Genomic DNA, 21,540 nt, shown 5'->3' on the forward strand with positions numbered 1-21,540 from the left:
CGCCCGGTTACATTCCGAACCCGGAAGCTAAGCCTTTCAGCGCCGATGGTACTGCAGGGGGGACCCTGTGGGAGAGTAGGACACCGCCGAACAATTTTTATGGAAGAGGCTCGGCCTCGGATCTTAGGATCCGACGCCGGGCCTCTTTTGCGTCTGCGGTAGAGTCTGGCCGGAAACGTCAGGACATACATACAGGAGGGGCCCCGGTGGAGGTCCAGGAGACAAGGGTGCAAACGGATCGGATCTTCACGATCCCCAACATCCTGAGTATGGCCCGCCTGGTGGGCGTACCCGTGTTCCTGTGGCTGATTCTGTGGCCCGAGTTCGGCGGACCGAAGGCTGACGGCTGGGCGCTGCTCGTACTCGCCCTGAGCGGCATCAGTGACTATCTGGACGGCAAGCTGGCCCGGCGGTGGAATCAGGTCAGCAGTCTCGGCCGGGTTCTCGATCCCGCGGCCGACCGGCTGTTTGTACTGTCCACGCTGGTAGGACTCACATGGCGCGACATCCTCCCACTGTGGGTAACGGCCCTGCTGCTCGCCCGTGAGGCCGTGATGGCGGTGATGCTGCTGATTCTGCGGAGGCACGGGTACGGACCTCCCCAGGTGAACTTCATCGGGAAAGCGGCTACCTTCAACCTCATGTACGCCTTTCCGCTGCTCCTCCTGAGCGACGGAAGCGGATGGCTTGCGACACTGGCGTCTATTTTCGGCTGGGCGTTCGCAGGTTGGGGTACAACCCTGTACTGGTGGGCAGGGATCCTCTATGTGGTGCAGGTCCGCCGACTTGTGCGGGCGGACACCACGGCTGACTGAGTCACGAGGAGGACGTTCCGACATGAAGGCGGTTGTCATGGCCGGCGGTGAAGGCACTCGCCTTCGCCCAATGACCTCGAGCATGCCCAAACCTCTGCTGCCAGTGGTGAATCGCCCGATCATGCAGCATGTTCTGACACTGCTCAAGCGGCATGGACTCACTGAGACGGTGGTGACTGTCCAGTTCCTCGCCTCCCTGGTGAAGAATTATTTCGGGGACGGCGAAGAATTTGGAATGGAGCTCACCTACGCCAACGAGGAGAAGCCGCTGGGGACGGCCGGAAGCGTCAAGAACGCCGAAGAGGCGTTGAAGGACGACTCCTTCCTCGTGATCTCCGGTGATGCCCTGACGGACTTCGATCTCACCGAGCTGATCGAATTCCACAAGGAGAAGGGAGCCATGGTCACGGTCTGCCTGACCCGGGTCCCCAATCCCCTCGAATTCGGTATCACCATCGTCGACGACGAAGGCAAGGTGGAACGCTTCCTGGAGAAGCCCACCTGGGGCCAGGTGTTCTCCGACACGGTGAACACCGGCATTTACGTGATGGAGCCCGAGGTCTTCGACTACGTCCAGGCCGACGTGTCCGTCGACTGGTCGGGCGACGTCTTCCCGCAGCTCATGAAGGAGGGCAAGCCCGTCTACGGCTTCATCGCCGAGGGCTACTGGGAGGACGTCGGCACCCACGAGAGCTACGTGAAGGCCCAGGCCGACGTACTCGAGGGCAAAGTCGACGTCGACATCGACGGCTTCGAGATCTCCCCCGGCGTGTGGGTCGCGGAAGGCGCCGAGGTGCACCACGACGCCATCCTGCGCGGCCCGCTCTTCATCGGCGACTACGCCAAGGTCGAGGCGGGCGCCGAGATTCGCGAGCACAGCGTCATCGGCTCCAATGTGGTCGTGAAAACAGGCGCTTTCCTGCACAAGGCCGTCATCCACGACAATGTCTACATCGGCCAGCAGACCAATCTGCGCGGCTGTGTCATCGGCAAGAACACCGATGTCATGCGGGCCGCGCGGATCGACGACGGCGCGGTCATCGGCGACGAGTGCCTGATCGGCGAGGAATCGAACATCGCCGGCAACGTACGCGTCTATCCGTTCAAGACGATCGAGGCCGGCGCCTTCGTCAACACCTCGGTCATCTGGGAGTCGCGCGGGCAGGCGCATCTGTTCGGCGCCCGCGGGGTGTCCGGCATTCTGAACGTCGAGATCACGCCCGAGCTGGCCGTACGGCTGGCGGGCGCGTACGCGACGACGTTGAAGAAGGGCGCGACGGTCACCACCGCGCGTGACCACTCACGTGGTGCGCGTGCGCTCAAGCGGGCGGTGATCTCCGCGCTCCAGACCAGCGCGATCGACGTGCGCGACCTGGAGAACGTGCCGATGCCCGTGGCACGGCAGCAGACCGCGCGCGGCAGCGCGGGCGGCATCATGATCCGGACCTCACCGGGGCGGCCGGACTCGCTGGACATCATGTTCTTCGACGAGCGGGGCGCGGACCTGTCCGCGGCCGGACAGCGGAAGCTGGACCGGGTCTTCGCCCGTCAGGAGTACCGCAGGGCGTTCCCCGGCGAGATCGGAGACCTGCGGTTCCCCGCCACGGTCTTCGACTCCTACACCGGCGCGCTGCTGCGGGCCGTGGACATCTCCGGGATCGCCGACGCCGGTCTGAAGGTCGTGGTCGACGCGGCCAACGGCAGTGCCGGGCTCGTGCTGCCCAGCCTCCTCGGACGGCTCGGCGTGGACGCGCTCACCGTCAACCCCGGTCTGGACGAGGCTCGTCCGACCGAGACCACCGAGAGCCGGCGGGCCGGACTCGTACGCCTCGGTGAGATCGTCGCCTCGGCGCGGGCCGCCTTCGGCGTGCGCTTCGACCCCGTGGGCGAGCGGCTGTCCCTGGTGGACGAGCGGGGCCGGATCATCGAGGACGACCGGGCGCTGCTGGTCATGCTCGACCTCGTCGCGGCCGAGCGCCGCAGCGGCCGGGTGGCGCTGCCCGTGACCACGACCCGGATCGGCGAGCAGGTCGCCGCGTACCACGGCACCCAGGTCGAGTGGACGACGACGTCGCCCGACGACCTGACCAGGGTCGGCAGGGCCGAGGGCACCATCTTCGGCGGCGACGGGCGCGGCGGCTTCATCATTCCGGAGTTCAGCAGCGTCTTCGACGGATCGGCCGCCTTCGTGCGGCTGATCGGACTGGTGGCGCGTACGCAGCTCACGCTCAGCCAGATCGACGCCCGTATCCCGCGCGCTCACGTCATCAAGCGGGACGTGCCGACACCGTGGGCCGTCAAGGGTTCCGTGATGCGGCGCGTGGTGGAGTCGGCGGGCGACCGCTCGGTGGACACCACCGACGGCGTGCGCGTGGTCGAGGCGGACGGACGCTGGGTGATGGTGCTGCCCGACCCGGCGGAGGCCGTCACGCATCTGTGGGCGGAAGGGCCCGACGACACCTCCGCGGAGGCACTGCTCGACGAGTGGGCGGAGGTCGTGGAGAGCGCCGGGCGCTGATCCTTCGGCCGAACGGCGCGCCGTGAGGGGGCCATTCGAGTGTGGCGGCCCCGACGTGCGACGATGTGCGGCATGCCGCAGCAGCAACCCGATCGGAGCAGCCCCGTCCCCGGGGCTGCCCGGCGGCGTCCTGACGCCTCGATGTCGTTGCTCACCAACGTCATGGAGCACAGTCTCGACGACGGGTACGCGGAGGCCGCCGCGCGCCGCGGCGAGGTCGGCACCTCCAGGCTGCCGAAGCGGCTGAGCGGCAAGCTGGGCCTGGCCGCGGGTCTCGTACTCGCCGCCATCGTCGTCACGGTGGGCGCGGCCCAGACGCGGGTGGCCGCGCCCACCGAGGCCAAGGAGCGGCAGAAGCTCATCGACCAGGTGAAGACCGAGACCGACAGCGCCGACAAGCTCCAGAGCAGTGTGGACGGCCTGCGCGACACCGTGGCCGCCGAGCAGCGGGCCGCGCTGGAGGACCACGGCGGCGACAGCAGCGCCTTGGTCGAGCTGCTGTCGGGCGCGACCCCGGTGGACGGTCCCGGCGTCAAGCTGGTCGTGGACGACGCCAAGGAGGCGTCAGAAGGCGGCACAGGCGGCCCGCGGGAGAGCAGCGGCTTCTCCGACACCGGCAGGGTCCGCGACCGCGACATGCAGCGCGTGGTGAACGGGCTGTGGTCCTCGGGAGCCGAGGCGATCACCGTCAACGGCCAACGGCTCACCGCACTGTCCGCCATCCGGGCCGCCGGTGACGCCATACTGGTCGACAACAAGCCGCTGGCGCCGCCGTACACGGTGCTGGCGATCGGGGACGGGGAGCGGTTGAGCGCGGCATTCCAGGACAGTGCGGACGGTCAGTACCTGCACGTCCTGGAGCAGAACTACGGCATCCGCGCGAGCATCTCCGTCCAGGGCACGCTGCACCTGGCCGCCGCGCCCAGCCTGATCGTGCGGTATGCCAAGCCGGTCCCCGGCCAGCAGAAGGCGGACTCCGCCACAACAGGGAAGGGTTCGAAGTGATCGCCGTACTGGGCCTCGTCGTGGGAGTCGTGGTCGGGCTCGTGGTCCGTCCCGTGGTGCCGACCGGGGTCGAGCCGTATCTGCCGATCGCTGTCGTCGCCGCTCTCGACGCGGTCTTCGGCGGCCTGCGGGCGATGCTGGACGGGATCTTCGACGACAAGGTCTTCGTGGTCTCCTTCCTGTCCAACGTGGTGGTGGCGGCGCTGATCGTCTTCCTCGGCGACAAGCTCGGGGTGGGCGCGCAGCTCTCCACCGGCGTCGTGGTCGTCCTCGGCATCCGGATCTTCTCCAACGCGGCGGCCATCCGCCGCCACGTCTTCCGGGCGTGACGACGGTATGAGCGACGAGCACCACGAGTCCGCGGACGACGGGCGGGACCGCCAGCAGCACGGCCCGGCCCACGCCGCGCACGATCACGAGCCCGCCCACGCCGCGCACGCCCATGAGCCGGAGCACGCCGCGCCGCCGGTCACCGGGCGGCAGCGCCTGGTCGCCGGGCTGTGGCCGCCGCGGCTGTCACGCGCCCAGCTCACCGTGGCCGTCCTGCTGTTCGTCCTCGGCCTCGGGCTGGCGATCCAGGTCAGCTCCACGAGCGACAGCGGCGGCGCGCTGCGCGGCGCGCGCAAGGAGGACCTGGTCCGCATCCTGACCGAGCTGGACAACCGCACCCAGCGGCTCGAGGACGAGAAGCGGGGTCTGGAGAGCCAGCGGTCGGAGCTGGAGACCAGTTCCAACCAGGCCGCGGAGGCGCTCAAGCAGACCCAGGCCAAGGCGCAGCAGCTCGGCATCCTGGCGGGCACGGTGGCCGCCCAGGGGCCCGGTATCACGCTGACGATCTCCGACCCCAAGGGCGGTGTCCAGGCAGACTCGCTCCTGGACACCCTCCAGGAACTCCGGGCGGCCGGTGCGGAGGCGATCCAGATCAACGATGTACGGGTCGTCGCCGACACGTACTTCACGGAGGGTACGGACGGTGTGCTCATCGACGGCCACAAGGTGTCCCAGCCGTACGAGTTCAAGGTGATCGGAAATCCGCAGGATCTGGAGCCCGCCCTCAACATCCCGGGCGGGGTCGTGCAGACGCTGGAGAAGGAGCAGGCCACGGCCGATGTCGTCAGGTCGCAGAAGATCGTTGTGTCCGCCTTGCGGCCGTCGAAGCAGCCTGACTACGCTCGGTCGTCATCCCAGTGAGGCGGGGGGTCGGGGCATCTGTGGGGTGCTGTGTGGTGGAAACTGTGTGTAGCGAGGGTTCGTCCTGCCCCACGGGCGGGTCTGTTTCTTTCAAGGGGAATCGCCCGTGAAGTTGTTTGGGAAGTTTTTCGGCAAGAGCGCGCGGCAGTCGGGTGACCCGGCGACGGCGCGCCACCGTGCTCCGCGGAACACCGGGGAGGAGAGCCAGTCCGGCGACCGCCCGCTGTTCCGGCACGAGGACCAGCAAGGCGGCGGCGACTTTTCCGGTGGCCCCGGCGTGGCGCCTGTTGACCCTGCCTCGTCCCCCCGCATAGGTTTCGGGGAACCATCAACCTCAACCCCGGGTGGAGGGTTCGGCTTGCCGGTTTGTACGAGGTGCGGGCACACGAACGCGGAGGCGAGCCGCTTCTGCAACAACTGCGGTGCGCCGCTGCGCGGTTCAGGGGCCGGGCAGGAACGCGCGTCCGAGACCACCTCCACGATCTCCATCTCGGGCCTCGAGGCGTACGAGGCGGAGGTCACCGGCCAGCATGTGACGCCGTCGCTCTCCTCCGAGGCGCAGTCGGCCGTGGACGCCCTGCCGATGGGCTCCGCGCTGCTGATCGTGCGACGGGGGCCGAACTCGGGCAGCCGCTTCCTGCTGGACGGTGAGCTGACCACGGCCGGCCGCCACCCGCAGAGCGACATCTTCCTGGACGACGTCACGGTCTCCCGCCGCCATGTGGAGTTCCGCCGCGGCCCGGACGGCGGCTTCACCGTCTCCGACGTCGGCAGCCTCAACGGCACGTACGTCAACCGGGAGCGGATCGACGCGGTGCCGCTGTCCAACGGTGACGAGGTCCAGATCGGCAAGTACAGGTTGGTCTTCTACGCGAGCCAGCGGGGGATCTAGCTCTTTATCCCCCGGACCCGGTCCGGGGGACCCCAGGGAAGGTGTTCATGCCGAGAACGCAGGGCGGTGCCGGAGACGGCACCGCCACCGCCGACAGCGCGCTGTTGAGCATCGGCGCCGTCCTGGGGCAGCTCCAGGACGAGTTCCCCGAGGTCACCATCTCGAAGATCCGTTTCCTGGAGGCCGAGGGTCTGGTCGAGCCGCAGCGCACCCCGTCCGGATACCGCAAGTTCGCGGCCCGTGACGTCGAGCGGCTCGCCTACATCCTGCGCGTGCAGCGCGACCACTACCTGCCGCTGCGGGTGATCAGGGAGCACCTGGACGCGCTCGACCGCGGCGAGCACGTGGCGCTGCCGGGTCCCGCGGAGTCCAGGGAGGCCCAGGAGGCCGCCATCGAGCCCCAGGCGCCCGCGGAGCTGCGGATCGGCCGTACGGAGCTGCTGGCGGCCACCGGGGCCGACGGCGAGGAACTGGACCAGTGGGAGTCCTACGGCCTGGTCGAGGCCGGCCGGGACGGCGGATACGACGCCGACACGGTGAACATCGGACGGCTCATCGTCGACCTCGGCCGTTTCGGGCTCGAACCGCGCCATTTGCGGGCGGTGAAGGCCGCTGCCGACCGGGAGGCGGGTCTGGTGGAGCAGGTCGTGGCGCCGCTGCGGCGGCACCGCAATCCGCAGACGCGCACCCACGCCGAGGTCACCGCGCGCGAGCTGGCCGCGCTCTCCGTTCGGCTGCACGCGGCGATGGTGCAGTCCGCGCTGCGGGTCAAGCTCCTCTGAGCTGTTTTTCGGCTTTTCCCACGCCCTGTAAAGGCGCCGGTACCGGGCGGGTACGGGCTTTTCAGCGGTCTCCCGCGGGGCTCGTGCCGACTTTGTGCCGGGCTTCACGAAGCCGCCGAAGTCCGGCCCAGGGGGTGCCCGACTACCCAAACCCGGCAGGCACGTCCTAGGGTTGCTGTGTGAACGAGCTCGACGTTGTGGGTGTCCGGGTCGAAATGCCCTCCAATCAACCGATCGTGCTCCTGCGTGAAGTGGGAGGCGACCGGTACCTGCCCATCTGGATCGGGCCGGGAGAGGCGACGGCCATCGCTTTCGCGCAGCAGGGCATGACGCCTGCGCGACCGCTCACGCATGACCTCTTCAAGGACGTACTCGAAGCGGTCGGACAGACGCTGACCGAGGTCCGTATCACCGACCTGCGCGAAGGCGTCTTCTACGCCGAGCTGGTGTTCGCCAGCGGCGTGGAGGTCAGCGCCCGTCCGTCCGACGCCATAGCCCTCGCGCTGCGCACCGGTACGCCGATCTACGGCAGTGACGGGGTGCTCGACGACGCCGGGATCGCGATCCCGGACGAGCAGGAGGACGAGGTGGAGAAGTTCCGCGAGTTCCTCGACCAGATCTCGCCCGAGGACTTCGGCACGAGCAACCAGTGAGCCGTTCCCGATACCGGGACACGCCAAACCACTCGTGGGGTGAATATCACTCGGCGTGCCGAGTGTGGCGATCGTTGACGCACCCCTGGCGACTGCCTACCTTCGGAGAGGAAAGTCCCGATGGCACGTGCACGCGGCCCCGGGACGCGAAGGGACGGAGGGCGGCGTGAGAAGCACCGGCGACGGTCTGGCGACCGGCGGCCCGTATCCGACCCAGGGGGCACTGGCGCGCGCCACCGCTGACGCGGGCGGCGGCGGGGCGGCACAGGACGTACCGCCCGAGCAGATCGGCTACCGCGGGCCCACCGCGTGCGCGGCGACCGGCATCACCTACCGCCAGCTCGACTACTGGGCCCGTACCGGCCTGGTCGAGCCCAGCGTCCGCCCCGCCTACGGCTCCGGTACGCAGCGGCTCTACAGCTTCCGGGACGTCGTCGTCCTGAAGATAGTGAAGCGGCTGCTGGACACCGGCGTCTCGCTCCAGAACATCCGGACGGCGGTACGGCACCTGCGCTCCGTCGGGCCGACGGAGCTGGCCAGGATGACGCTGATGAGCGACGGTGCCACGGTCTACGAGTGCACCTCGCCCGACGAGGTGGTGGATCTGCTCCAGGGGGGCCAGGGGGTCTTCGGCATCGCCGTGGGCGTGGTCTGGCGGGACGTGGAGAGTTCGCTGTCCCAGATGCACGGGGAGCGGGTGGACACCGGCGAGACCCTGGTCGGCGACAATCCGTCCGACGAGCTGGCGAAGCGGCGCAATCGGGCGGTCTGAGCGGCTCACCGACGCCGTGCCGTACACGTGTACGGCGATTGTCGGTGTCGTGCGGCACGATCGGTACTTGTGAGAAGTGCGCCGACGATCCTGCATCTGGACATGGACGCGTTCTTCGCCGCGGTCGAACAGGCGTCGAAGCCGAGCCTGCGGGGCAAGCCGGTGGTGGTCGGCGGCCTCGGCCCCCGCGGCGTCGTATCGACCGCGTCCTATGAGGCGCGCGTCCACGGCGTCCACTCCGCGATGGCGATGGCCCACGCCCGCCGCCTCAGCCCCAACGCTGCCTATCTCGTACCGCGCTTCGGCATCTACCGGCAGATCAGCGAGGCCGTGATGGCGCTGCTGCACGAGGTGTCACCCCTGATAGAGCCGCTGAGCCTGGACGAGGCGTTCGTGGACCTGGAGGCGGGCGGGCACGGCGCGGACCCGCGGGCGGTCGCCCGGCGGCTGCGCGCCGAGATCCGGGCCAGCACCGGGCTCACCGCCTCGGTGGGGCTCGCCGGGTCGAAGCTGCTGGCGAAGATCGCCTCCGAGCAGGCCAAGCCGGACGGCCTGGTCGTCGTCGAGCCCGGCACCGAGCGCGCGCTGCTCGAACCGATGCCGGTACGCACCCTGCCCGGCGTCGGGCCCGCCACCGCCGAGCATCTGCGGCGCGTGGGCATCACCACCGTCGGCGAGATCGTGCACGCGGGGGAGCCGGAGCTGGTCCGGCTGCTCGGCAAGGCGCACGGCACGGGCCTGCACTCGATGGCCGCCGGCCTCGACAACCGCCCCGTGGTCGCCGACCGCGACGTCAAGTCCATCTCCGTCGAGGACACCTTCGACGCCGACCTCACCGACCGCGCCCATGTGCGGTACGAGATCGACCGGCTCGCCGAGCGCTGCGTGCAGCGGCTGCGCGGCGCGGGCCGCTCCGGGCGGACGGTGGTCGTCAAGGTCCGCAGATACGACTTCTCGACGCTGACGCGCTCCGAGACGCTGCGGGCGCCGACCGACGACCCGGGACTCGTACGGGAGACCGCCAGGCGGCTGATGGAGGCCGTCGACACCACCGGCGGTGTGCGGCTGCTCGGGGTGGGCGTCGCCGGGCTCGCCGACTTCACGCAGGAGGATCTGTTCGCGCACGCGGCGGGGGAGGGCGGGGAGGACGAGAACGCGCCCGAGGAGCTGCCCTCGGCGCCGCCGCCCGCACCGGAGCGGGCCAGGCTCTGGTGGCCGGGCCAGGACGTGGAGCACGAGACGTACGGCTCCGGATGGGTGCAGGGAAGCGGGGTCGGGCGGGTCACCGTGCGCTTCGAGGTGCCCTCGGACACCGTGCCCGGCCGGGTGCGGACCTTCGCCGTGGACGACCCGGCGCTCGCGCACCGCGATCCACTGCCGCTCGACCCGGGGGAAGCGGCGGGTGCGGGCCGGGGGAAGGAAGGGGGCGCGGGGCAGGGGGAGGAAGAGGGTGCGGGCCAGGGGGAGGAGGACGCTCAGTCCTCGCCCGCGAGCCGCCCGAAGTCCCGGTCGGGGGGCGGCGGCGGCTCCGAGCCGGACGCCGGCACGTCCATCCCGTAGTGGTGGTAGAGCTGCAACTCCTGCTCCGGCGACAGGTGGCGCCCCACACCGAAGTCCGGCGCGTCCCTGATCAGCGATTTCTTGTACGGCACCCGCAATTCGTCGTCCACCACTTCGCTGGGCTCCAGCGGTACGAACGCGTCGCGCGTGAACAGTCCGGTCCTGACGGCCGCCCACTCCGGTATGCCGGTCGCGTCGTCGAGGTACACCTCGTCCACCGTGCCGATCTTCGTACCGTCATGGTCGAAGACGCGGCGGCCGATCAGGCTGCGCGGATCGATGTCGGTCTGCACGGTCCCTCCAACCAATGACGAGCGATGTCTGGGTACAGCCAAAGGCACATCCTGGCCGGTGTCGACTCGGGCGGTGATCACCGCCCCCCGCCCCCGCCGGGTCCCGCCGCCTCGCTGGTAGGCTGGTGATCGGCCGCAGACCCCGTGCGGGAGAGCCTCCGAGACAGTGTCGGAGGCGCCGAAGGAGCAAATCCTCCCCGGAATCTCTCAGGCATCCGTACCGCATGGACGAGGTCACTCTGGAAAGCAGGGCACGCACCGGGAGCGGTTTTCCGGCACGGGCCCTCACCGACGGTGAAAGCCGCTCCCACGGGGGCGGTGAAGCTCTCAGGTTCTGATGACAGAGGGGGAGGCCGTACGGGTGTCCGCGCGTCGCGGCACCCCCCGAAGGTCGTCGCAGACCAGGAGGCCTCCGCAGATGACTTCCCGTCGCATTCCCCTCGCCGAGCTGGAAGCGGGCGTGCCGTTCGCCAGGCGCCACATCGGACCCGACGCAGCGGCGCAGGCGAAGATGCTCGCCCAGGTCGGCTACGGCTCCCTGGACGAACTCACCGAAGCGGCCGTGCCCGACACCATCAGGAGCGCGCAGGCCCTGGCGCTGCCCGAGGCCCGCACCGAGGCCGAGGCGCTGGCCGAGCTGCGGGCGCTGGCGGACCGCAATCAGGTGCTGGCTCCGATGATCGGCCTGGGCTACTACGGCACCTTCACCCCGCCCGTCATCCTGCGCAATGTGATGGAGAACCCGTCCTGGTACACGGCCTACACGCCGTACCAGCCGGAGATCTCGCAGGGCCGCCTGGAGGCGCTCCTCAACTTCCAGACCGTCGTCGCCGACCTCACCGGGCTGCCCACCTCCGGCGCCTCGCTGCTCGACGAGAGCACCGCGGCGGCCGAGGCGATGGCGCTGTCCCGCCGGGTCGGCAAGGTCAAGCAGGGCGTCTACCTGGTCGACGCCGACACCTTCCCGCAGACCGTCGCGGTGATCCGGACCCGCGCGGAGCCGACCGGCGTCGAGGTCGTCGTCGCCGACCTGTCCGAGGGCATCCCGGCGGAGATCGCCGAGCGTGGCGTCTTCGGCGTCCTGCTCCAGTACCCGGGCGCCTCGGGCGCCGTACGGGACCCGCGCCCGGTCATCGAGCGCGCGCACGAGCTGGGCGCGGTCGTCACCGTCGCCGCCGACCTGCTGGCGCTGACGCTGCTCACCTCACCGGGCGAGCTGGGCGCGGACATCGCGGTGGGCACCACCCAGCGCTTCGGCGTCCCCATGGGCTTCGGCGGACCGCACGCCGGATACATGGCCGTACGCGACTCCTACGCCCGCAACCTGCCCGGCCGCCTCGTCGGCGTCTCGGTGGACGCCGACGGCAACCGCGCCTACCGGCTGGCCCTCCAGACCCGCGAGCAGCACATCCGCCGCGAGAAGGCCACCAGCAACATCTGTACGGCGCAGGTCCTGCTCGCCGTGATGGCCGCGATGTACGCGGTCTACCACGGCCCCGACGGGCTCGCGCAGATCGCCGGCCGCACCCACCGCTACGCCGCGGTGCTCGCCGCGGGTCTGCGCGCGGGCGGCGTCGAGATCGTGCACGACGGCTACTTCGACACGCTCACCGCGCGGGTGCCGGGACGCGCGGCCGAGGTCGTGGCCGCCGCCCGTCAGGCCGGGGTCAATCTGCGGCTGACCGACGCCGACCTGGTCGGTATCGCCTGCGACGAGACCACCGACCGGGCCCGCCTCGCGGCCGTCCTCGACGCCTTCGGCGTCCAGGGGAGCGCCGCCGACCTCGACGCGCTGGACGCGGCCACCGAGGACGCGCTGCCCGCCGGACTGCTGCGCACCGACGCGTATCTGACCCACCCCGTCTTCCACCAGCACCGCAGCGAGACCGCGATGCTGCGCTACCTGCGGCGGCTGGCCGACCGCGACTACGCGCTGGACCGCGGGATGATCCCGCTGGGCTCCTGCACGATGAAGCTCAACGCGACCACCGAGATGGAGCCGGTCACCTGGCCCGAATTCGGCGCGCTGCACCCCTTCGCGCCGGTCGAGCAGGCCGAGGGCTACCTGGCGCTGATCCACGGCCTGGAGGACCAGCTCGCCGAGGTCACCGGCTACGACAAGGTCAGCCTCCAGCCCAACGCGGGCTCCCAGGGCGAACTGGCCGGGCTGCTCGCGGTCCGCGCCTACCACCGCGCCAACGGCGACACCGGCCGTACCGTCTGCCTGATCCCGTCCTCCGCACACGGCACCAACGCCGCGAGCGCCGTGATGGCGGGCATGAAGGTCGTCGTGGTCAAGACCGGCGAGAACGGCGACGTGGACGTCACCGACCTGCACGCCAAGATCGAGCAGCACCGCGACCAGCTCGCCGTGCTGATGGTCACCTACCCGTCCACGCACGGCGTGTTCGAGGACAACATCACCGACGTCTGCGCGGCCGTGCACGACGCGGGCGGCCAGGTGTACGTGGACGGCGCGAATCTCAACGCGCTGGTCGGTCTGGCCAGGCCCGGCCGGTTCGGGGCGGACGTCTCGCACCTGAACCTGCACAAGACCTTCTGCATCCCGCACGGCGGCGGCGGCCCCGGCGTCGGCCCGGTCGCGGTCCGCGCGCACCTGGCGCCGTACCTGCCGAACCACCCGCTCCAGCCCACCGCGGGACCTGCCACCGGCGTCGGCCCCGTCTCGGGCGCGCCGTGGGGCTCGGCGGGCATCCTGCCGATCTCCTGGACGTATGTACGGCTGATGGGCGCGGAAGGGCTCAAGCAGGCCACCCAGATGGCGGTACTGGGCGCGAATTACGTCGCCAAGCGGCTGGAGCCGCACTTCCCCGTGCTCTACACCGGCCCCGGCGGGCTGGTCGCGCACGAGTGCATCATCGACCTGCGGCCGCTGGCCAAGGAGACCGGCGTCAGCGTCGACGACATCGCCAAGCGGCTGATCGACTACGGCTTCCACGCGCCGACGATGTCCTTCCCGGTGGCGGGCACGCTGATGATCGAGCCGACCGAGAGCGAGGACCTGGCGGAGCTGGACCGTTTCTGCGACGCCATGATCGCGATCCGCGGCGAGATCGACCGGGTCGGCGCGGGCGACTGGCCGGCCGACGACAACCCGCTGCGCAACGCCCCGCACACCGCGGCGGCGCTCGGCGGCGACTGGGCGCACCCGTACAGCCGCGAGGAGGCGGTCTTCCCCGCCGGGGTCGTCGCGGCCGACAAGTACTGGCCGCCGGTACGGCGGATCGACGGCGCTTTCGGCGACCGCAATCTGGTCTGCTCCTGCCCGCCGCTGGACGCGTACGAGAGCTGAGCGTGTACGAGAGCTGAGCGCGTTGGGCCGACCGGGTCCGGTGGTACGGGCCCGGCGGTCTCGCGCGAGGCTGCCCGCACATGACGAAGCCGGTTCCGCTGTCAGCAGTGGAACCGGCTCTGTGTGTGGGGCGGTGCGCGGTGCGGCGCGGTCTCGTGTGCGGGCGGCCCCGTACCGGTCAGGCCGCGGCGGTGATCTGCTCGGTGCTCAGGGGGCGGTGCGGCGCGATGATCTGCCCGTCGGGCAGCAGCTCGCCGGTGTCCTCGAAGAGGAGCACGCCGTTGCACAGCAGGCTCCAGCCCTGCTCCGGGTGGTGGGCCAGGGTGTGCGCGGCCTCACGGTCGGGGCACTCTGCGGTGGGGCACTGGGGCTTGTGCTGGCACATGGATGGTGTCTTTCGCTGCGAGAGGTGGCTGGTGCGGATGATTGCGCTGCCTGACTGGTTCATTTCCGTTCCCCCGTTGGTACGGCCGTTCCCAGTGTTGCTCTACTGACGTCGATCCGCAGGGATTTCACGCAGGCAATCCCTTGGAGGACAGGACGCGTCACTCCGCCGGACGGTTGCGAGGGCGGGACGCGACGGTGCCCCCGCGGCCCAGTGGCTCGCGGGGGCACCGTGGAGAGGCGGCGACAGGCCGTCAGGCGGGCGACCCCAGCAGCGGCGGCGGCGCCATCCGTACCGAGAGCAGCGGCATCAGCTCCGCCAGCCGGTGCAGGCGGTGCGGGGCGATGCCGGGCGGCGCGGGGGCCAGCGGCACCAGCACGTCCGCCGGGGTGGGCTGGGCCGTCGAGGCGTCGGCACGCGGGTCGCAGTGCAGCCACAGCGCCAGCATGTACAGGCTGGGCACGGAGAGCAGATGCGGTTGGTAAGTGGCGGGCAGCGTGTCCCCCTGGCGCAGCGCCCGCTCGGTGGAGGCCAGGAACGGCCCCTCGGAGAAGCGCGAGAAGACCCAGCCGTCAGCCGTCGCCACGGTCTCGCCCGCGGCGACGGTGCCTTGCGGCCAGCCCCCGGCGAGGATGTGGAACCGCCAGCCGGTCAATCGTGCGCGAGGCAGGCCGCCGGGGACGTCCGCCGGTTCGAACACATGGACAGGGAGCGGGTGTTCGGCGGTGAGGGGCCCTTGGGCGTTCCGCAGCGCGGGCGTCCGGGCCTCCTGGACCGCGGTGGGAGAGCTGAGCGCGGCAAGGATGCTCCGCAGGGCGGGAGCAGGTGCTGGGGGGACAAGCAGCGGCATGGTGTCGCCTCTCACTGGGAGACAAACAGTGGTGCGGGGGCAGGGGTGCGGACGGCGCATGAGGGCGGAAAGGGGATCGGCTCAGGCGCGTCCGGCGAGGGCGGATGCTTTGCCTTGTTCACGGAGTTTATACGACGTGTGTTCGCTCCGTGTTTCGTCTAGTCGCAGCCAGTATTACGCGCAAGGCGAGAAATCGCCTTCTTCTGCGATGGCCCACGAAGCATTCGTGCAGGGTGCGCGGTGTGTGCCGCATATTTCTGCCCGCTGCGGACGGCTGGATCCCGCCGGTCGTATTCACGAAGTTTTTACGCCGCGCCGTGACCGTGGTATGTGCCACAGGAACCCACTGTGTTAGCCGTTGTGCACAGCCTAGTGGCAGACGCGGGGCCGCCGTGGCGTTATCGATCATTTGGGTGGGCATCCTCCCGTGAGTATCCGTACGAGGAAGGACGCGTCGATGGGCGAGAAGGTCGTTGCCAACGGGTTCGACCTGGCCGACCGGAGGCTGTACCGGCGCAAGCTGCGGCAGTGTCTCGTGGGGCTGGAGCGGCTGTTGGACGAGAAGCGATTCGACCGGCCGCGCAATCTGATGGGTCTGGAGATCGAATTGAATCTCGCGGATTCCGACGGGCTGCCGCGCATGATGAACGAAGAGGTGCTCGAGCGCATCGCGAGCCGGGATTTCCAGACCGAGCTCGCGCAGTTCAATATTGAAGTAAACATCGCGCCGCACCGGCTTTCCGGCCGGGTCATGGACCGCCTCGCCGAGGAACTGCGGATCGGTCTCGGGTATGCCGACCGGATGGCCCGCGAGGTGGGCGCGCACATCGTGATGGTGGGAATTCTGCCCACCCTGGAGGCCCAGGACCTGGTCTCCGCCAACCTCTCCCGCGCCGACCGGTACACGCTGCTCAACGAGCGGATACTGGCGATGCGCGGTGAGGACATCACCCTCGACATCGAGGGCGCCGAACGCTTGCTCTACACCTCCGCGTCCATCGCGCCCGAGGCCGCCTGCACCTCCACCCAGATGCACCTCCAGGTCACCCCCGGCCGCTTCGCCGACGTGTGGAACGCGGCGCAGGTCGTGTCGGGACCGCAGGTGGCCGTCGGCGCCAACTCGCCGTTCCTCTTCGGCCGTGAGCTGTGGCGCGAGACCCGCGCGCCGCTGTTCCTCCAGGCCACCGACGTCCGCCCGGAGGAGCTGGTGGCCCAAGGGGTGCGGCCCATCACGTGGTTCGGCGAGCGCTGGATCGACTCCGCCGCCGACCTCTTCGCGGAGAACGTACGGTACTTCCCCTCGCTGCTGCCGATCTGCGACGAGGAGGACCCGCTGCGGGTGCTGGACGACGGGGGAGTGCCGCAGTTGCGCGAACTCACCCTGCACAACGGCACGATCTACCGCTGGAACCGTCCCGTCTACCAGGTGGTCGACGGCGTCCCGCACCTGCGCGTGGAGAACCGGGTGATGCCCGCCGGTCCCACGGTGGCCGACGTCGTCGCCAACACCGCCTTCTACTACGGTCTGGTCCGCGCCCTGGCCGAGGCGGCACGCCCGGTCTGGCACAAGCTGCCCTTCGCCGCCGCCGCGGCCAACTTCGAGGCGTCCTGCCGCGACGGCATCGGCGCGGTCCTCCAGTGGCCGCGCGGCCGCAACGGCGGCCTCGCGGAGATCCCCGCCACCGACCTGATCCTCGACGAACTGCTGCCGCTGGCCGCGGCGGGGCTCGACGCGTGGGGCATCGAGGCCGTCGACCGCGACCACTACCTCGGCATCATCGAACAGCGCTGCCGCCGCCGTACCAACGGCGCCGAATGGCAGTCGGCGGTCTTCCACCGGATGCTGGAACGCGGCCTCGACCGGCGGCCCGCGCTCGCCGCGATGACCCAGCGGTACCGCGAACTCATGCTGGACGGCGAGCCGGTGCACTCCTGGCCGGTGGCGTGAGCCGTGGCGCACGGGGGCCTCGTGCGGCGCGGGCCCGTACAGCGGCCTCAGGGCGCCTTCGCGGCGGCGCTGGTGGCCGCCGCCACGACGGCCTTCAGCAGGACCGCCTGGATCTCCGAGGGGTCGTTGACCTGATACGCGGCCCCGCCGGTGGCCTTCGCGATGCGGTCGCAGGCCGCCTTGTCGGCGTTCGCGCCGACCGCGATGGCGATCAGCGGCACCGGCCGCGCCGGGTCGTCGAGCGTCTTCAGCCTGGACGTCAGGGCGTTGAGCGAGATGCTGCCCGGGTCCTCGTTGGCGCCGTCGGTGAGGATCACCACCGCGTTGAACTTGCCGGTCCCGTACGAGGAGACGGCGCTTTGGTAGACCGCGAGCGCCGTGTCGTACAGGCCGGTCGAGCCGCCCGGCACCGGCTGGAGGTCATGGAACGCGCTGTCGAGCTGCTGGCGGCGCGTGACACCCTTGGCGACGGTGCCGCCGAGCGGGCCGGTGCGGACGATCTCCTGGTAGTCGCGCGAGCCGCTGAGCCGGGTGGAGAAGCGCCACAGCCCGATCTCGTCCTTCGGGGTGAACTGCGACAGCGCCTGTCGCAGCGACTCCTTGGTGATGTCGAGGCGCGACCTGCCGCCCGAACCGGGGACGACGTCGGCCATCGACCCGGACACGTCCACGACCGTGGTGATCCGCGCGCTCTGCACGGTGATCTGCCACATCAGCCGGAGCTTTTGGAGCTCGGGCGCGGAGGGTGAGGGCGCGGGCGTGGCCGACAGGGGCTGCGGCGACTGGCCGCCCGCGCGCCGCACGGTCTCCGTGTCCGGATCGCCGCCGGGCGTACGGAAACCCGCGTCCGCGATCGTCCGCACGCCCTCGTCGTTGCCCAGCAGGGTCAGGAAGCGGTTGGCGGCCCGGCCCTGATCGGTGCTCAGATGCAGGTCGTCGACCATCGTGTACGGGTAGTCCAGGGTCGCCGCGCCGTCCGAGGGGTAGAACAGCCGCAGCGGCGGCGCGGAACCGCCGTTGTGCGCGAACGCGGCCTGTTCGGACAGGATCAGCGCCTGGCTCCGCTTGGGGTCGGCCAGCTCCGCAGGCGTCGTGTCGCGCGGCAGCGTCGCGACCGCCTGCTCGTCGCTGGGCTCGGTGCGCTGCGCGAGGGCCTTCGCGGCAGCCGCCGACTCCGTGTCGGAGTCGGTGCCCTCGCTCCCGCCGGCCCGCGCGATCGACGCGTTGATCATCGCCAGCGCCAGCATGCCGGTGGAGTTGAGCGCCGGATCGGCCGTACCGAACCGCAGGTCCGGTCTGCTGCCCGCCACCCCGGCCAACTCCGCCCAGGTGTACGTCTTGGACGGCCAGCCCAGCGTCTTGGCCTGCGACTGGAGCGCGCCGACCACCACGGGGGACTCGGCGACCGACCGCAGCTTCGTCAGCGCCCTGGCGCTGCCGGTGGCGGACGTCTGGGCCACCCACAGACTGTCGTCCGGCACCCACACCGCGAAATCCGGCTTCTTGGTGTTGTCGACCAGTTCCGCGGCGACGTCGGCGGAGTTCCGCGCGGTCACCCGGACGTCGAGACAGCGGCCGTCGGTCGTGTCGTGCTCGCGGCGCGCCCGGTCGGCGACGGCGGTCAGCGCGGGCGCGATGTCGGGCGAGGCGACCGCGCCGATCCGTACCGTGCCGCCGCGGCACGCGCCGCTCAGCGGCAGCAGTCCGCCGCGCAGCACCGCGAAGGTGCCCGCGCCCGCCGTGATCACCAGCGCGGTGGCCGCCGCGGTGGCACGGCGCCGGGTCCTGGCGGGCGGCGGTCCACCCGTCGATTCCCGGCCATCGGATATGCGGTGACGACCCATCGCTCCGTGCCTCTCCTGGGGTGGCTACGAACAGTAGACCCCGGCCTTCGTATCTTTGCCGGAGACCATAGCCATGCGCGGACGGCGCTGAAGCGGGATGACGTAAATGGAGGTCCGCGTGCACGCAGAGTCATACGAGGTGGAGGCAGGGTTGCAGCGGCGGACGCTGCGCAGCGAGACCCTGATCGTCTTGGCGCTGTCGCTGGGAGCGAGCGGCGTTGCCGCGCTGATCGACTTCATCGGTTCCGTGACGAGGCCGGGCGCGCTCAAGGACCAGGCGGCCACCCTCGTCGGCTCCCAGGCGCCGGGCCGGCCGTGGCTGGATCTGGCCTGGCAGGTCTTCTCCATCGCCACCGCGCTCGCCCCGGTGGCGCTGGTCGCCCACCTGCTGGCCAGGGAGCGGGTCGGCATGCCCGTGATCGGCTTCGACCGCACCCGGCCGCGGCTCGACCTGGCCCGGGGCGCGGCCGTCGCGGCCGTCATCGGCGGCACCGGGCTCGCCTTCTACCTCGGGGTCAGGGCGGCCGGCTTCAACCTCACCGTCGTGCCCGAGTCGCTGCCCGACGTGTGGTGGAAGATCCCGGTCCTGATCGCCTCTGCCGTGCAGAACGCGGTACTCGAAGAGGTGATCGTGGTCGGCTATCTGCTGCGCAGGCTCGGCCAGTTGGGCTGGAGCCCGGCCGCCGCGCTGGCCGCGAGCGCGCTGCTGCGCGGCTCGTACCACCTCTACCAGGGCGTCGGCGGCTTCGTCGGCAACATGGTGATGGGCGTCGTCTTCGTGCTGCTGTACCGGCGGTGGGGCCGGGTGGGGCCGCTGGTGGCGGCCCACTCCCTCATCGACACGGTGGCCTTCGTCGGCTACGCGCTGCTGGCCGGGAAGGTGGGGTGGCTGCCCACGGGGTGACGCGCGAGCGGAGCCCTTGCGACAGCGTTTACGGCGTTACGGCGCTTACGGCCTTACGGCGCTTACGGCACCGCGCCGTGACGCACCGCGGCCTTACGGCACCGCGTGCAGCTCGCCGTCCACCACGGTGACCGCGGCACCGGTCAGCAGCACCCGCTCGCCGCGCACCCGGGTACGGACCAGCCCGCCGCGCGGGGACGCCTGGAAGCCGGTGAGCGTCGTGCGGCCGAGCCGCTGCGACCAGAACGGCGCCAGCGCGGTGTGCGCGCTGCCGGTCACCGGGTCCTCGTCGATGCCGACGGCGGGGAAGAAGCCGCGCGAGACGAAGTCGTATCCGCGCGAGTCGTCCTCGGCCGCCGCGGTGGCGATCACCCCGCGCCGCGAGTGCCGGGCGAGCGCCGCGAAGTCGGGCGCCAGTGCCCGTACGGTCTTCTCGTCGGTGACCTCGATCAGCAGGTCACCGCAGTCGGGGCCGGTGTCCAGCACGGTCAGCGGCTTGGCGCCGAGCGCCGCCGCGACACCCGTCGGCGCGGCCACCGGCGTGAGCGGGGCCGCCGGGAAGTCCAAGGTGATCGAGCCGTCCCCGGCCGCCTCCGCCGACAGCACACCCGCGCTGGTACGGAACCAGACCGTGCCCTTGTGCGCGCCGCTGGTGCGCAGCACATGGGCGGTGGCCAGCGTGGCGTGCCCGCACAGCCCCACCTCCGTGACCGGGGTGAACCAGCGCAGCGCCCAGTCCGCTTCCGGCGCGTCGGCCAGCCGGTGCGCGAACGCGGTCTCTGACAGATTCAGCTCCGCCGCGACCTGCTGAAGCCACCGGTCCGGCGGAAACTCCTCCGAGTCGAGCAGCAGCACCCCCGCCGGATTGCCGGTGAACGGGCGGTCGGTGAAGGCGTCGACTATTCGGATGCGCATGGCGAGAGCGTAGCGGCGCGCCCCACGCCCGGCAGGCGGTGTTCGGCGGATTCCGCTTCCGGTGACCGCGCTCGCTCGTGACGCGTGACGCGCCCGCCCCGCGGTCCCCCTGTCGCCCTCCCGTCGCCGCCGTCGACCTGGGGCCTTGCCATCCGAACAGTTCCGATATATCGTTGAGCCATCGCGAACGATCAACGATGAAAGGAGCGTCATCATGCGTTCCCAAGGACACGAACATGGACACCGCGGCCCCGGACATCACGGTTGGGGCGAGCGGGACGAGCGACGGTCGGCCTTCGGGCCGTTCGGACCGCCCTTCGGCGGAGGCCCCTTCGGGCCCGGCGGCCGGGGGCGCGGCGGACCGCGCGGCAGGGCACGGCGGGGCGATGTACGCGCCTCGATCCTGGCGCTGCTGAAGGACCGCCCGATGCACGGCTACGAGATGATCCAGGAGATCGCCGAACGCAGTGGCGGCGCGTGGAAGCCGAGCCCCGGCTCGGTCTACCCGACGCTGCAACTGCTGGAGGACGAGGGCCTGATCAGCAGCGCGAGCGAGGGCGGCAAGAAGCTCTTCACGCTCACCGACAACGGCAGGACAGAAGCCGACGCGGGCCCCGAGGCCCCGTGGGAGGACGCCGGCCGCGGCGTCGACTGGGATGCCATGAACGAGATAAGGAAGGCGGGCGGCGGTCTCATCGAGGCCTTCCGCCAGGTGTGGGCCACCGGCACCCCCGAGCAGCGCGCGAAGGCGCTGACCGTGGTGAACGACGCCCGCAAGAAGCTCTACCTGATCCTGGCCGACGAGGACGTCACCGACCTCACCAAGGAGTGACGTCGGCGGTCACCGGGCGCCCGGTCCCGTACCGGCACCGCCCGCGAATCATCGAGCCGGCCCGGGGC

The 21,540-nt window shown here is 70.6% G+C and carries 19 protein-coding genes, 1 rRNA gene and 1 riboswitch; of the genes, 15 read left to right on the plus strand and 5 right to left on the minus strand.

What is annotated here, in order from left to right:
• The 11 genes from rrf to ACFZAM_RS32180 form a co-directional block, all read left to right on the plus strand.
• Nucleotides 1-92 (plus strand): 5S ribosomal RNA (rrf, locus tag ACFZAM_RS32130); the annotation flags it as partial.
• Nucleotides 93-206: 114 nt separating this feature from the next.
• Complete coding sequence (locus tag ACFZAM_RS32135) at nt 207-815, plus strand: CDP-alcohol phosphatidyltransferase family protein (protein WP_391051109.1); 609 nt, start codon at nt 207-209, stop codon at nt 813-815.
• Between the two features lie 22 nt (nt 816-837).
• Nucleotides 838-3,333: a mannose-1-phosphate guanyltransferase gene (locus ACFZAM_RS32140; RefSeq protein ID WP_355335743.1), complete on the plus strand. Its 2,496-nt coding sequence runs from the start codon at nt 838-840 to the stop codon at nt 3,331-3,333.
• 63 nt (nt 3,334-3,396) lie between these two features.
• Nucleotides 3,397-4,338, plus strand: a complete 942-nt coding sequence (locus tag ACFZAM_RS32145; RefSeq protein ID WP_391051111.1) for a DUF881 domain-containing protein — start codon at nt 3,397-3,399, stop codon at nt 4,336-4,338.
• Nucleotides 4,335-4,667, plus strand: coding sequence for a small basic family protein (locus tag ACFZAM_RS32150; protein ID WP_033175851.1), 333 nt, complete (start codon nt 4,335-4,337; stop codon nt 4,665-4,667). Before ACFZAM_RS32145 ends, ACFZAM_RS32150 begins: the two co-directional genes overlap by 4 nt.
• Nucleotides 4,668-4,674: 7 nt before the next feature.
• Nucleotides 4,675-5,529, plus strand: coding sequence for a DUF881 domain-containing protein (locus ACFZAM_RS32155; RefSeq protein ID WP_391051113.1), 855 nt, complete (start codon nt 4,675-4,677; stop codon nt 5,527-5,529).
• A gap of 358 nt (nt 5,530-5,887) precedes the next feature.
• Nucleotides 5,888-6,421: an FHA domain-containing protein gene (locus tag ACFZAM_RS32160; RefSeq protein WP_355335734.1), complete on the plus strand. Its 534-nt coding sequence runs from the start codon at nt 5,888-5,890 to the stop codon at nt 6,419-6,421.
• 47 nt (nt 6,422-6,468) lie between these two features.
• Nucleotides 6,469-7,203 carry a MerR family transcriptional regulator gene (locus tag ACFZAM_RS32165; RefSeq protein ID WP_355335731.1) on the plus strand — a complete coding sequence of 245 codons (735 nt, stop codon included), beginning with the start codon at nt 6,469-6,471 and terminating at the stop codon, nt 7,201-7,203.
• Between the two features lie 179 nt (nt 7,204-7,382).
• Nucleotides 7,383-7,856, plus strand: coding sequence for a bifunctional nuclease family protein (locus ACFZAM_RS32170; RefSeq protein WP_031518684.1), 474 nt, complete (start codon nt 7,383-7,385; stop codon nt 7,854-7,856).
• A 166-nt stretch (nt 7,857-8,022) separates the two neighbouring features.
• A complete protein-coding gene (locus tag ACFZAM_RS32175) occupies nt 8,023-8,628 on the plus strand; it encodes a MerR family transcriptional regulator (protein WP_355335727.1) in 606 nt (201 codons plus the stop codon).
• A 69-nt stretch (nt 8,629-8,697) separates the two neighbouring features.
• Complete coding sequence (locus ACFZAM_RS32180; RefSeq protein ID WP_391051117.1) at nt 8,698-10,188, plus strand: DNA polymerase IV; 1,491 nt, start codon at nt 8,698-8,700, stop codon at nt 10,186-10,188.
• Here the strand turns inward: ACFZAM_RS32180 and ACFZAM_RS32185 are convergent.
• The gene (locus ACFZAM_RS32185) at nt 10,104-10,481 is read right to left on the minus strand and encodes a PRC-barrel domain-containing protein (RefSeq protein ID WP_391051119.1); all 378 of its coding nucleotides are present in this window, start codon (nt 10,479-10,481) and stop codon (nt 10,104-10,106) included. The genes ACFZAM_RS32180 and ACFZAM_RS32185 overlap by 85 nt on opposite strands.
• 137 nt (nt 10,482-10,618) lie before the next feature.
• Nucleotides 10,619-10,714, plus strand: a riboswitch (glycine riboswitch).
• Nucleotides 10,715-10,899: 185 nt separating this feature from the next.
• Between ACFZAM_RS32185 and gcvP the strand changes: the two genes are divergently transcribed.
• Nucleotides 10,900-13,794, plus strand: coding sequence for an aminomethyl-transferring glycine dehydrogenase (gene gcvP, locus ACFZAM_RS32190; protein ID WP_391051121.1), 2,895 nt, complete (start codon nt 10,900-10,902; stop codon nt 13,792-13,794).
• A gap of 178 nt (nt 13,795-13,972) precedes the next feature.
• Here gcvP and ACFZAM_RS32195 read toward each other — a convergent pair whose 3' ends face one another.
• Together ACFZAM_RS32195 and ACFZAM_RS32200 are read right to left on the minus strand one after the other, a co-directional pair.
• Complete coding sequence (locus ACFZAM_RS32195) at nt 13,973-14,179, minus strand: DUF5999 family protein (RefSeq protein ID WP_391051123.1); 207 nt, start codon at nt 14,177-14,179, stop codon at nt 13,973-13,975.
• A gap of 253 nt (nt 14,180-14,432) precedes the next feature.
• Nucleotides 14,433-15,029, minus strand: a complete 597-nt coding sequence (locus ACFZAM_RS32200) for a hypothetical protein (RefSeq protein ID WP_355335715.1) — start codon at nt 15,027-15,029, stop codon at nt 14,433-14,435.
• 457 nt (nt 15,030-15,486) lie between these two features.
• Here ACFZAM_RS32200 and ACFZAM_RS32205 point away from each other — a divergent pair, with 457 nt between their 5' ends.
• Nucleotides 15,487-16,977, plus strand: coding sequence for a glutamate--cysteine ligase (locus ACFZAM_RS32205; protein WP_391051125.1), 1,491 nt, complete (start codon nt 15,487-15,489; stop codon nt 16,975-16,977).
• Between the two features lie 47 nt (nt 16,978-17,024).
• On the opposite strand, the gene ACFZAM_RS32210 is transcribed toward ACFZAM_RS32205, so the two are convergent.
• Nucleotides 17,025-18,821, minus strand: coding sequence for a substrate-binding domain-containing protein (locus ACFZAM_RS32210; RefSeq protein WP_391051127.1), 1,797 nt, complete (start codon nt 18,819-18,821; stop codon nt 17,025-17,027).
• 106 nt (nt 18,822-18,927) lie between these two features.
• Here ACFZAM_RS32210 and ACFZAM_RS32215 point away from each other — a divergent pair, with 106 nt between their 5' ends.
• Nucleotides 18,928-19,725: a type II CAAX prenyl endopeptidase Rce1 family protein gene (locus ACFZAM_RS32215; RefSeq protein ID WP_391051129.1), complete on the plus strand. Its 798-nt coding sequence runs from the start codon at nt 18,928-18,930 to the stop codon at nt 19,723-19,725.
• Nucleotides 19,726-19,818: 93 nt separating this feature from the next.
• On the opposite strand, the gene ACFZAM_RS32220 is transcribed toward ACFZAM_RS32215, so the two are convergent.
• Entirely contained in the window at nt 19,819-20,640 is an 822-nt protein-coding gene (locus ACFZAM_RS32220) for a PhzF family phenazine biosynthesis protein (protein WP_355335705.1), read from the minus strand.
• A 214-nt stretch (nt 20,641-20,854) separates the two neighbouring features.
• Between ACFZAM_RS32220 and ACFZAM_RS32225 the strand changes: the two genes are divergently transcribed.
• Nucleotides 20,855-21,472 (plus strand): PadR family transcriptional regulator, encoded by a 618-nt coding sequence (locus tag ACFZAM_RS32225; RefSeq protein ID WP_188283150.1) that lies wholly within the window; start codon nt 20,855-20,857, stop codon nt 21,470-21,472.
• Nucleotides 21,473-21,540 lie beyond the last annotated feature (68 nt).

Origin of the sequence: Streptomyces sp. NPDC008079, assembly GCF_042957385.1 — a bacterium.
GTDB lineage: Bacteria > Actinomycetota > Actinomycetes > Streptomycetales > Streptomycetaceae > Actinacidiphila.